The organism is Paraburkholderia sp. BL6665CI2N2 (assembly GCF_004366535.1).
GTDB lineage: Bacteria > Pseudomonadota > Gammaproteobacteria > Burkholderiales > Burkholderiaceae > Paraburkholderia.
Genome location: NZ_SORC01000001.1, coordinates 6,851,839 through 6,863,970, shown reverse-complemented (window position 1 = coordinate 6,863,970; position 12,132 = coordinate 6,851,839). Strand labels below are relative to the sequence as shown.

Sequence of the window (12,132 nt, the reverse complement as noted above, 5' to 3'; positions counted from 1 at the left end):
AAGAAACGGCGACATGGGTGGGGAATGCCGCCGTATGTCGCACTCAGCGATTGATGGCGATGCAGTCGGAAAGCATGGGCGGCGCGTCTTGGCCGGCCATGGCGTCATACAGGTCGGCGCGCGGGCCCTTGGTCCACCACGTGTAGCTGCCGGCCTGATATTTCGCGCCGGACGCCGACAGCGTGTTGACGAACAGCAGTTGCTTGCCCTTCACCGGAACGAGCGCGAAGCTTTGGCCGTTCGCCGTGTTCCAGTAGGTGACTTGCAGGATCTTGCCGGTCGCGCAGGTGTATTTGTGCGTCTGACGGTTTTTGGTCTGAATCTCGGAGAACTGCAACGGCGCGGCCCACGCCTCGCTGTATAGCGCCGCGAGACCCGCCGCCGTGGCGACTGCAACAAGCCATTTCTTCATTAGATGCCTCGATCGTTGCTACCAATCTAACACGGGTCACGCGCCGCCCCTTGCGCCTCGCGCTGCGGCTAAACGTCCGACGACGGATCGGTTATGGATCGATCACGTCGGCGCACGCGTCGGTCGGCGCAGCGGCGACATGCCCCACCAGCGGCACGATCTTCAAGCCTGCCGAGGCGACCCGGCACGGCGCCGCCGCGAGGCCGCACCCCGACAATCCCGCGCACAGCGCGAGCAGCACGCCGAGTGCGCAGAGACGGCCGGTCCAACCGCGCCGCGTGGTGTTGCGGATTTCCAGCGCCATACGTAGCTCTACTCCGATGAGCCCAACGAGCCCGATCATTCAGATTGCGCGCGCGGGCAATGGTGCCGGGCACGCGGGCCGGGCAGCGCGTGGCGAATCGCCTCACTACAGCGATTCGCCCGTGCGTCGCGCTGACTTACTTTGCCGACACCGGCCGCACCGCCGCCGCGGCCTGCTTCGCGCGCGAACGGGCTTCGTCCGTGTTCTCGCCGGTGGCGAGCGCCACGCCCATGCGGCGCTTGATGAAACTCTCCGGCTTGCCGAACAGACGCAAGTCCGCGTTCGGCACCGCCAATGCCGCGGCGACGCCTTCGAAGGCAATGCCTGCCTCGTCGAGCCCGCCGTAAATCACCGCCGACGCACCCGGCGCCCGCAGCGACGTATCCACCGGCAAACCGAGAATCGCGCGCGCATGCAATTCGAATTCCGAAAAGCGTTGCGAGCACAGCGTGACGAGACCGGTGTCGTGCGGACGCGGACTCACTTCCGAAAACCATACGTCATCGCCGCGCACGAAAAGTTCCACCCCGAACAGGCCGCGGCCGCCGAGCGCGGCCGTTACCTTGTGCGCGACCTCGCGCGAACGTTCCAGCGCGAGCGGGCTCATGGGCTGCGGCTGCCACGATTCGACGTAGTCGCCGGCCACTTGCACGTGGCCGATCGGGTCGCAGAAATACGTGCTGACTTCGCCGCTCGCCGGATCGATGGCGCGCACGGTCAATTGCGTGATTTCGTATTCGAAGTCGATAAAGCCTTCGACGATCACGCGGCCGTGGTTCACGCGGCCGCCGGCCAGCGCGTATTGCCATGCGGGTTCGACGTCGGCGTCGCTGCGCAGCACCGACTGCCCCTTGCCCGACGACGACATGACCGGCTTCACCACACACGGATACCCGACTTTGGCGATGCCCGCGCGCAGTTCGTCGAGCGAATCGGCGAATGCGTACGGCGAGGTCGGCAAGCCGAGTTCCTCAGCGGCGAGACGGCGGATGCCTTCGCGGTTCATGGTGAGCTGCGTGGCGCGCGCGGTCGGGATCACTTCGGCGAGACCTTCGCTTTCAATGGCCGCGAGCGCGTCGGTCGCGATTGCCTCGATCTCGGGGACGATCAGGTGCGGGCGCTCCTGTTCGACCAGCGCGCGCAACGCGGCGCGGTCGGTCATGTCGATCACGTGCGCGCGGTGCGCCACCTGGTGACCCGGCGCATTCGGGTAACGGTCGACGGCGATCACTTCTACGCCCAGCCGCTGCAGCGCGATGATCACTTCCTTGCCGAGCTCGCCGGCGCCGAGCAGCATGACGCGCGTGGCGAATTCAGAAAGGGGTGTGCCGATCCGTTGGCCGATCTGCATGAGGTCTCCAGATAAAAGTCGGATGAGGGTGGGATTGGGTAGAGCACGATGTTAACATGCGGGCCCCTCGCCGCGCCTTGCTCGCGGCGGCCGCACCATGCTTCACGCGTGCAGGGCAACGGCGTAGCAAGAAGGCGGCGCGCAAGGGCGCCGCGGCGCTCCGAATCAGCGCTTTCGCGTGCCGTTGCTCTCGCGTGCGGCGAGCTTAGTGCGTTACCCTTACGCCTTCGCCAGTTTGAAGAGGAACGACGCCATGCTCCAAAGCTCCTCCGCGCGACGTATTGCGCGCTTCACCCCGTATTTGCGCACCACCATTGCCGCGTTGAGCGTCGCCGCGCTGTTGGGCGCCTGTGCGATCCCGAAACATCCCGACGAGCAAGCCGCCGCGCCCGATCCATTCAATCCCGCCGCCGCGCAACTGCTCGACGACACCAGTTGGGTGTTGAGCGCCTGGAAACAGGCCGACGGCACGGCGCGCGCGATTCCGTCCGCCGACCAGGGCGCGCCGATTACCCTCACGCTTTCGACCTCGACCGGCCAGCGCCACGCCAGCGGCTTTTCCGGCTGCAACCGTTACATGGGCTCGTACGCGCTGAAAGATGGCAAGCTGAGCTTCGGCACGCTCGGCGGCACGCGCATGGCATGCGCGACGCCGGGCGGACAGATCGAAGGGGCGTATCTCAATGCGCTCACGCACATCGACCGCACCGGCGTGCAGATGCGCGCGCCGCAGCAGATGCAACTGGTGCTCGACAACGGCGACACGCTGACCTTCGACAGCAGCACGAAATGAACGCGTCGCGGATCCTCCCGTCGATACCTTGGCGCGCCGCTGACCGAAGCGGGCTGCACAGCGGCGCCGCGTGCCGGACGGTCCATATGACGGGTGAAGGCTGTCCCGACAGCCGTTGTTTTTCACCGACGGCACGCCGCGCGCCGGTCTGTTTTTCAATTGGACGCCAGCATACTTGCGTCTGCCTTCGAAGCATCGGGCTTCGCCGGTTTAAACTCGACGGATTGCGTTTTTGCGCGTCCGTCATTCGTTGATGTCTAGTATGCACACGGTAGTTTTCGGCTGGTTCGGCGGGTCAGCCGTCTGGTTCATTCCTCTTTTGTGGCGTCTCGTGAAGTCGGTTCTGCCGGGCGGCGCGGGTCTGCGCGGCCCCGGCACGATCCGGCTGTGGCTCGGCTTTGTCTGCGTGCTGGTGGCGAGCTGCACACTCGAGGCATCGCTGATCGGCGTGGCCGGCGTGAACGGCTTCGGCCATGCGCTGGCCACGGGCTTCGGCCATCTGCTCGGGCATATCGGCACGCCCCTCGCGGCGCTCGCGCTGCTTTTCATCAGCCTGCCGTGGCTGATCGACTTCCGCTGGCGCGATTTCGCTGCCTGGGCCGACGGCGCGTTCGGCCTCGGCCTGTCACGCGGTCTCGCGAAACGAGACGAGGAAGCGCGCCGTCATCGCAGCGTCGATGACGGTTTGCCGTCGCATGTTTCGCCGGCCACCAATACGATGGCGCCTAAAACCAATGGTCGTTACGCGCGCCCGACGGTCTGGCGTCCGCCGGCGCGTGGACGCGACGCGGCTGCGGTTGGCGCCGCGGCGAGCGTGGCGGGCAAGGATGCGGCGGCGCGTAGCGGTGCAGCGAGTTGGCGCACAGGCGCGGCCGCGCCGCGTAGCCAGGCGACCCAGGCCGAGCCGGTGCTGCGCACCGGCGCTGCGGCCACACCGCCGCGACATGGGCCGATGCAAACGCAACCACTCAAAGCGGACAAGGCTGCCTGGATGCCGGCTGAACCGGTTGCGCCGGCCGGTTGGTTGCGCGAGTCGGGGTCGCGAGCGGCTGCGCCGGGAACAGGATCGGTGGCGGGATCGGTCTCGGGTGCGGCAGCAGGGTCGGGGGTGTCTGGAGCTTCCGGAGCTTCTGCTCGCGTTGGCGCGTCGCAGGTTGGACGCCGTTCGGCCGGCGAGCAACGGCACGTGGGATCGGCGGCCGGGGGCGCTTTTGCTGTGGGCGCTGTGGGTGCTGCGGGTGCTGCGGGTGCTGCGGGTGCTGCGGGTGCTGCGGGTGCTGCGGGTGCTGCGGGTGCTGCGGGTGCTGCGGGTGCTGCGGGTGCTGCGGCCAAGGTAACTCAGGCAGCCGTGCACGCGTCAGCGACAGCGCGGGCCGCGTCGGGCAGCGTGGGCTCTCATTCCGCCGCAGGTTCAGTTGGAAACGCAGCGGCCGGCGCGGGCCGTCCTTCGACAATGGCCCACGACACAGCGGCCTCGGCGGGTCCCATCAACCGCACGTCCGCGTCGCGGCAAGCTTTCTCGCCCGCCCCGCGTTCGAACGAAGTCACGCCGACGCGAGCAGCGAGCCGTCCGGCACCGAGCTACACGCGTCCAATGCCGGTGACGCAGAAAGTCACGCCACCTGCCAGCGTCCAGGAGACTCTTCGCAGCATCGCGGAAAACGCCGCACGCTGGACCGATATTGCCGGCGTGAGCCTTGCGCGCAGCACCGGCTCGGAAAATGCGAAAGTGACGGATGCGCCGAACGCGGCGCCGTCGTTCGAGCCTGAGCAGTCGATTGTCGATGTGCAACGAACGGATGCGGCTGAAGCGGCTTTGACGCCGGATGCGCATCGCCCTTCGCTTGAAGCTGCAGACAACGCGCCGGCCGATCACGCGTCAGAGGCGCCGTCCGACGCGCCGCGCATGGAAGCAGTGGTCGAGGTGCCGCCCGAAGTGAGCCACGAGCCCGTCGTGCAGTGGCCGATCGAGCCGCCGATTATTCGACCGCCGTTGACGGCGGCGCCAGTGGTTAAGCACGGGCCGGTTGCTACGCCAGCGCCGACATCTGCGCCTGCGCAAGTGTCCGTGTCTACGTCTGCGCCAATAACTGCGCCAGTGGTTGAGCACGCGCCGATTGCTTCGCCTGCACCTGCACCTGCACCTGCACCTGCACCTGCACCTGGATCGCAGCATGTGCCGCCGGCCGCTACACCGACGCCGTTCCAGGTTTTCGCGGCGCAGTTGCAAGCAAGCGAAGCGCACGAGGATGAAACGCCGTTCGAAGACGATCCGACTGTCGCGACAACACACGCCGACCATCACACGAGTCCGAGCGTTGAAACCGCACGGACGCTCAGCCAGCCTGCGGACCATTCAGAAGTCATCGCACCGCGCGTCGCCGGGCAGTTCGCTGCGCCAGCAATTGCCGAACAGGTGAAAGGGGCAGCACCGTTCGTCGAACCGCAGCCCGCCGCGCCTGCGTCGGCTGCTGAAGTGGTGATCGATAAAACTCTCGCGCCTTGGGAAGCCGAACTCGACGCGGTACTGGCGCAACACACGGCTTCGTCTTCGAGCTTGCCGGGTGTTAGCCGCGTCGGCGTGTCGAGCGAGGGCGGCCCGACGCATGACGCCATGCCATCGCTGAACATGGCGCGCGCGGTCGAGTCCGCCACGCCCGTCGAAACCGAAACGGCGCACGCCCCTGCCCTGTCAGGCGTAGCTGAAGCATCGGACTCGGCAACCGTTGGGCACGCGGCGAACATAACCGCCGCAACGCCGCCGCAGAATGTCATGCCGCACGTCTCGGAGACACCGGCCGCCGCGCACGCGGCAAACATAAGCACCGCAGCGGCGCCGCAAAGCATCGCGCCGCAGGCTTCGGGCTCGTCGGCTAACGCGCATGCGTCAAACCTGCCCATCGCGGTGCCGCCGCAAAGCCTCGCGCCTCAAGCATCGAACGTGGTTCGCTTTCCGGGCTTTGCGGTTCAGACGGCGCCCGTGGCATCCGATGTCGCTGACGACGAATCTTTCGCCGTTGAAGAACGTACCAACGACGCGGCTATCCCGCCGCAAGCGCCGGCAGCATCGGCATCGCTCGCGGCGCCATTCACAACCGCGGCCCCATCCGTAGAAGCAACCGAAGCAACCGAGGCCACAGAGCCCACTGAACCCGCCGTCCAACCGCGCTCGCCGCTGCGCGGCCACAGCCCCGCCAACGGCTTCGAGTTCCGCGCGCCCGCGGCATCGATGGTCGAATTGCCCACGCTCGACCTGCTCGCGCCCGCGGACATCGACGTCGAACCGGTCTCCGAAGAAAAACTCATCGAAACCGGCCTGCTGATCGAACAGCGTCTGCAGGAATTCAAGGTGCCGGTCACGGTCGTCGGCGCGTCGGCCGGCCCGGTCATCACGCGCTTCGAAGTCGAGCCGGCGCTCGGCGTGCGCGGCAGTCAGATCGTCGGCTTGATGAAGGATCTGTCACGCGGCCTCGGGCTCACGTCCATCCGCGTGGTCGAGACGATTCCCGGCAAGACCTGCATGGGCCTCGAATTGCCGAACGCCCGGCGCCAGACGATCCGCCTCTCTGAAATCCTCGAAGCCAGCGTCTATCAGAACTCGCATTCGCAGTTGACGCTCGCCATGGGCAAGGACATCACCGGCCATCCGGTCGTCGCCGATCTGGCGAAGGCACCGCACATGCTGGTCGCCGGCACGACCGGTTCGGGCAAATCGGTGGCGATCAACGCGATGATCTGCTCGCTGCTCTACAAGGCGACGCCGGAAGAAGTCCGCCTCATCATGATCGATCCGAAGATGCTGGAGTTGTCGGTCTACGAAGGCATTCCGCATCTGCTCGCGCCCGTCGTCACGGACATGAAGCTGGCGGCCAACGCGCTCAACTGGTGTGTCGGCGAAATGGAAAAGCGCTACCGCCTCATGTCCGCGGTCGGCGTGCGCAACCTGGCCGGCTTCAACCAGAAAATCCGCGATATCGAGGCCAAGGGCAAGAAGCTCGGCAATCCGTTCTCGCTGACGCCGGAAGCGCCCGAACCGCTCGCGCCGCTGCCGCTGATCGTCGTCGTGATCGACGAACTCGCCGACCTGATGATGGTGGCCGGCAAGAAGATCGAAGAGCTGATCGCGCGCCTCGCGCAGAAGGCGCGCGCCGCCGGCATCCATTTGATTCTGGCGACGCAGCGTCCTTCGGTGGATGTGATCACCGGCCTCATCAAGGCGAACATTCCGACGCGCGTGGCCTTCCAGGTGTCGTCAAAAATCGACTCGCGCACGATTCTCGATCAGATGGGCGCGGAGTCGCTGCTCGGCCAGGGCGACATGCTGTTCCTGCCGCCCGGCACGGGCTATCCGCAGCGCGTGCACGGCGCGTTCGTCGCTGACGAGGAAGTGCATCGGATCGTCGAATATCTGAAGCAGTTCGGCGAGCCGCAGTACGAGGAAGGTATTCTCGACGGCCCGGCCACCGACGGCGGCGCGGCGCAAGACCTGTTCGGCGAGTCGCCGGATGCGGAAGCCGATCCGCTCTACGACGAAGCCGTCGCCTTCGTGGTGCGCACGCGGCGCGCGTCGATCTCGTCGGTGCAGCGGCAGTTGCGCATCGGTTATAACCGCGCGGCGCGGCTCGTCGAGCAGATGGAAACCGCGGGCCTCGTGTCGGCGATGGGCATCAACGGCAGCCGCGAAGTGCTGGCGCCTGGGCCGGCGGAATAAGCGGCGACTGGCCGGTGAACGCCGCTGATTGCAGTTGATCGCCGGCGCTTCCGAGGGCCGCAAGACGCAAGCGCAAACAACCTCGCCGCGAAATCGACCACAAAAAAGGAATCGGGCCGCTTCACAAAAGCGGCCCGTTTTTCATCCCGCGCGCGGCGCGTCGACATCACGCGCCTCGTCTTTCACCGCGGCGTCGGCATCTCGTGTCAAGACGGCGAGACCAGCTTGAAATCCACCGGCGCGCCGAGTTCGAAATGCTTCGGATTCGCTTCGAGCAAACCGCTCTGCTGATCGCGCTTGAACACATACACGGTATCGCTGTTCTGATTGCCGACGATCAGCCAGTTGCCGGTCGGGTCGATCGCGAATTCACGCGGCGACTTGCCCATGCTCGATTGATGACCGATCTTCTTCAGGTGCCCGTTGGTGGGATCGACCGAAAAGATCACGATGTCGTTCGCGTCGCCGCGATTGGTGGCATACAGAAACCGCCCGTCCGGCGACAGATGAATCGCCGCCGCGCCCACCGCGCCCTTGAAGCCGGGTTCGGTCAGCGGCAGCGTTTGCACCTGCGTGAGCTTGCCGTCGTTGTAATTGAACGTGCTGACCGTGGCGGCCATTTCGCTCGTCAGGTATGCGTGGTTGCCGTCGGCGCCGAACACCAGATGGCGCGGACCCGAGCCGGCCTTTTCCTGGTTGTAGCGCCAGTCGGTCGGGCCGAACAGGCCGCGGCTGCCGTCAGGCGTGTAGCGATACGAGTACAGCTTGTCCGCGCCGAGATCCTGCGCGAACAGATAGTGGCCATCCGGCGAGAACACCGTGGAGTGAACGTGCGAGTTGTCCTGACGTCCCTTCACTGGGCCGCCGCCTTCGTGATGCACGGTGAGCACCGATGCGCCGACCTGCCCGTCAGCCTGCAATGGGAACACCGCGAAGCTGCCGCCGGGATCCGCGGCCACCGAATAGTTCGCGGTCAGCAAATACTTACCGTCCGGCGAAAGGCTCAGATAGCACGGATCGTTGCCGTCCGAGGAGACCTTGTTGAGAAACGTCAGCTGGCCGCTCGCGGCGTCGAAACGAAACGCGCTGATGCCGCCGCGCTGCGTGGCCGGACCGTTGTCGCCGGGCATTTCGTTGACCGCGTAGACGAAGCGGCGGTCGCGGCTCACCACGACGTAGGACGGGTTGACCGTCTGCGCGACCGAGACACGTGTCGCTTCACCCGTCTTCGTGTCGAAGCGATAGACGTACAGGCCTTCGCTCTTTGGGCCGGTATAGGTGCCGACCAGCATGTCATAGACGCCGTCGGCGGGAGCCGGGCCGGAATCTTGCGCAAACGCATGCGAAGCAACAATCGAGACCATGAGCACGAAACCTTTTATTATCGAGCGGGCGGAGCGCAGTGGAGCATGCGTTACGCGCCGTGAAGTGGGATCAGCAGCAGAAGGCAAGCGGGAATCCGCAACAGCACGCATCGCGGCGGCTCGGTGACGACGAAGCATATGACCTCCTCGGACAGCGGTTATTTGGTTGAATCGGTTGTCATGGTGTCGCTGGTCTGCCGCGCAATCGGTCGAGCGTTGTTCTTATCGAAAGAAGTATAAAAGCGTTGTGTCGCATCATGCAGCGAATCCGTTGACCGGCATCCGGTCCGACGGCAATCGGCAGCATGAGTAGCAATTGTCCCGCCTGACGGGGCGTTTTTTTAATCGCGTCTCACACTACGGAGTCTTCATGAACGTCACACTCAGCCTGGGCCCGCTGGTTTCGTTGATCGCCGGTATTCTGATTCTCGTCATGCCGCGCCTGTTGAACTACATCGTCGCGCTCTATCTGATCATCATCGGCATCATTGGGATCTTCGGCGTGGGGTCGTCGCACTTCTGAGCGGCGGCGGCAAGCGCTTACGCAAGGGTTACGCAAGCATGCAACGCGCGACCGGGCGCAGCGCCGGCCCGGCTGCGCCGCGCATCGAGTCAGGACATGAGATGTGCGAAAGCTTCACGCGCCGACTGGCCGTGAAGCTCGATGCAAGCGATGAACCCGGACGGCATGGCGAAGCACTGTTCGTTCGGCCGATGCATGGTGAGTTTGCGGTCAGTGCGGTGACGTCACCGTCCGGTGTGCATGAAGCGCCGTCAGTCAACCGTTCGAAAGCTGGTCGAGACGCAGCCGTCCCTGCAGCGACAGCGCGCCGACGGCATAATGGCCGTCGCCTGTCTGGTAACGGCGGAAGCAGGCCCGTTCGACCAGAAACGCGGCGGCTGTCATCAAGCCGTTGCGGGTCAGACCCAGGCGGCCATGATCGAGTGGCAGCATCGAATCGTCGGCAAGTTCGCTGGCGGCCGAGAGAATCGTGATGCAATCAGATTTCGACGGGTTCAGCATAGCTTTAGTCCTCGGAAACGGCGTCTGTATGCGCCATGGGCGGGGCTGGGTCATAATCCGGAAAGCTCCGGGCGTCGGTATGAAATCTGATTGTAGGCATTGATTTGACAATTACCAACCCGCATTGTGCTGCGTTGCGTGATGAACCAAAACGCATCCAGCCAGTCGGGTAAAGGCAACGACACTTCAACGACACCTCGCGCGGGCGCGACTCGCCGCGCGCACTACTGACTCGCTCCCCATGCCCGCACTTATCGAAGACTATGCGCTCATCGGCGACGGCCATACGGCCGCGCTCGTTTCCCGCGAGGGATCCGTCGACTGGCTCTGCTGGCCGCGCTTCGATTCCGGCGCCTGTTTCGCCGCCCTGCTCGGCACGCCCGAAAACGGCCGCTGGCTGATCTCGCCAGTTTCGGACACGCCGCCGACCATCACCCGGCGCTATCGCGGCGAGACGCTGATCCTCGAAACCGACTTCGAGACGCCCGAGGGCGCCGTCACGCTGATCGATTTCATGCCGCCGGGTAACGGCTGGTCGGAAATGGTGCGGCTCGTGGTCGGTAGACGCGGCAGGGTGCCCATGAAAATGGAACTGGTGCTGCGCTTCGATTACGGCTTTTCGATTCCGTGGGTTGACCGCCTGAAGCACGACAGCGGCATCAAGGCGATCGTCGGACCGGACACCGCCGTGTTGCGCACGCCGGTCGAGTTGCGCGGCGAAGACATGAAGACAGTCGCCGAATTCACCGTCAGCGAAGGCGAACGGGTGCCGTTCTCGCTGGCTTATGCGGCCTCGCATCTGCGCATTCCGCCGGCGCGCGATGCGCACACCTCGCTGGCGCGCACCGAGAATCACTGGCTCGAATGGTCGGCGCGCAGCACGGTCGAAGGACGCTGGGCCGAACCGATCCGCCGCTCGCTGATCACGCTGAAGGCGCTCGCTTACGAGCCGACCGGCGGCATCGTCGCCGCGCCCACTACGTCGCTGCCGGAGCAGCTCGGCGGCACGCGCAACTGGGACTACCGCTACTGCTGGCTGCGCGACGCCACCATCACGCTGCTCGCGATGATGCGCGGCGGCTACTACGACGAAGCACGCGCATGGCGCAGCTGGCTCGGCCGCGTGATGGCCGGTGCGCCGGACCAGTTGCAGATCATGTACGGCATCGCCGGCGAGCGGCGCCTGCCCGAATTCGAAATCGACTGGCTGCCGGGCTATCAGGACGCGAAACCGGTGCGGATCGGCAATAACGCGGTCGGCCAGCGCCAGCTCGACGTCTATGGCGAAGTGATGAATGCGCTGCATCTGGCGCGCGTCGGCGGCCTGCAGGCGGACGACACCGCATGGAACGTGCAACGCGCGCTGCTGAAGCACCTCGACACGATCTGGCAGGAACCCGACGAAGGTATCTGGGAAACGCGCGGCGGCCGGCAGCATTTCACCTTCTCGAAGGTCATGGCGTGGGTCGCCTACGACCGCGCCATCAAGTCGGCGGAAATGTTCAAGCTCGACGGGCCGCTCGACGAATGGCGCGCCACCCGCGCGAAAATTCATGCGGAAGTCTGCGAGAAGGCATGGAATCCCGCGCTCAACGCGTTCTCGCAGTGCTACGGCACCGACCAGCTCGATGCGAGCGTGCTGCTGATGCCGCTAGTCGCCTTCTTGCCGCCGAACGATCCGCGCGTAAAAGGCACCGTGGCGGCGATCGAACGCGACCTGATGCACGACGGCTTCGTGATGCGCTATCGCACGACCGAATACGACGACGGCCTGCCGCCGGGAGAAGGCACGTTTCTAGCGTGTTCGTTCTGGATGGTGGACAACCTGGCGCTGCAAGGCCGTATCGACGAAGCAATCGCGATGTACGAACGGCTGCTCGCGCTCTGCAACGATGTCGGTTTGCTCGCGGAGGAATACGACCCGGCTGCGAAGCGTCTTGTCGGCAATTTTCCGCAGGCGTTTTCGCACGTGGCGCTGGTCCACACCGGCCTGAACCTGATGAAACATGAACAGGCCATGGCGCAGGCGACCGGGCACCCCTCCCATAACGGCACCGGAGGAACGGAACTTGATGCTGCTGCAACCCCGGATAGCGGCGCGGCAACATCGCCAGTAGCATGATTTAATGACAGTTTGCGTGCCCTGTGCGCGCAAAATGCTGCATTGCACAAG

At 65.2% G+C, this 12,132-nt stretch carries 9 protein-coding genes; 4 read left to right on the top strand and 5 right to left on the bottom strand.

All coding sequences use genetic code 11. From position 1 onward, the window contains the following. Positions 1-43 precede the first annotated feature (43 nt). From B0G81_RS30765 to purT, 3 genes are all read right to left on the bottom strand, one after another. Entirely contained in the window at positions 44-412 is a 369-nt protein-coding gene (locus B0G81_RS30765) for an MliC family protein (RefSeq protein ID WP_106280236.1), read from the bottom strand. A gap of 91 nt (positions 413-503) precedes the next feature. Then, positions 504-716: a DUF6726 family protein gene (locus B0G81_RS30760; RefSeq protein WP_134143258.1), complete on the bottom strand. Its 213-nt coding sequence runs from the start codon at positions 714-716 to the stop codon at positions 504-506. A 136-nt stretch (positions 717-852) separates the two neighbouring features. Continuing rightward, a complete protein-coding gene (gene purT / locus B0G81_RS30755) occupies positions 853-2,067 on the bottom strand; it encodes a formate-dependent phosphoribosylglycinamide formyltransferase (protein ID WP_134140574.1) in 1,215 nt (404 codons plus the stop codon). A 253-nt stretch (positions 2,068-2,320) separates the two neighbouring features. Between purT and B0G81_RS30750 the strand changes: the two genes are divergently transcribed. Further along, complete coding sequence (locus B0G81_RS30750) at positions 2,321-2,860, top strand: META domain-containing protein (protein ID WP_134140570.1); 540 nt, start codon at positions 2,321-2,323, stop codon at positions 2,858-2,860. Positions 2,861-3,122: 262 nt separating this feature from the next. Next, a complete protein-coding gene (locus B0G81_RS30745) occupies positions 3,123-7,571 on the top strand; it encodes a DNA translocase FtsK (protein ID WP_134140567.1) in 4,449 nt (1,482 codons plus the stop codon). Between the two features lie 206 nt (positions 7,572-7,777). On the opposite strand, the gene B0G81_RS30740 is transcribed toward B0G81_RS30745, so the two are convergent. Continuing rightward, complete coding sequence (locus B0G81_RS30740; protein WP_134140565.1) at positions 7,778-9,073, bottom strand: lactonase family protein; 1,296 nt, start codon at positions 9,071-9,073, stop codon at positions 7,778-7,780. 232 nt (positions 9,074-9,305) lie between these two features. Here B0G81_RS30740 and B0G81_RS30735 point away from each other — a divergent pair, with 232 nt between their 5' ends. Continuing rightward, on the top strand, positions 9,306-9,458 hold the full coding sequence (locus B0G81_RS30735) for a DUF3096 domain-containing protein (protein ID WP_007175701.1): 153 nt from the start codon (positions 9,306-9,308) through the stop codon (positions 9,456-9,458). 255 nt (positions 9,459-9,713) lie between these two features. Here B0G81_RS30735 and B0G81_RS30730 read toward each other — a convergent pair whose 3' ends face one another. Further along, entirely contained in the window at positions 9,714-9,959 is a 246-nt protein-coding gene (locus tag B0G81_RS30730; protein ID WP_116119369.1) for a hypothetical protein, read from the bottom strand. A 241-nt stretch (positions 9,960-10,200) separates the two neighbouring features. Here B0G81_RS30730 and B0G81_RS30725 point away from each other — a divergent pair, with 241 nt between their 5' ends. Then, positions 10,201-12,081 carry a glycoside hydrolase family 15 protein gene (locus B0G81_RS30725; protein ID WP_134140562.1) on the top strand — a complete coding sequence of 627 codons (1,881 nt, stop codon included), beginning with the start codon at positions 10,201-10,203 and terminating at the stop codon, positions 12,079-12,081. The last annotated feature ends 51 nt before the right edge of the window (positions 12,082-12,132 follow it).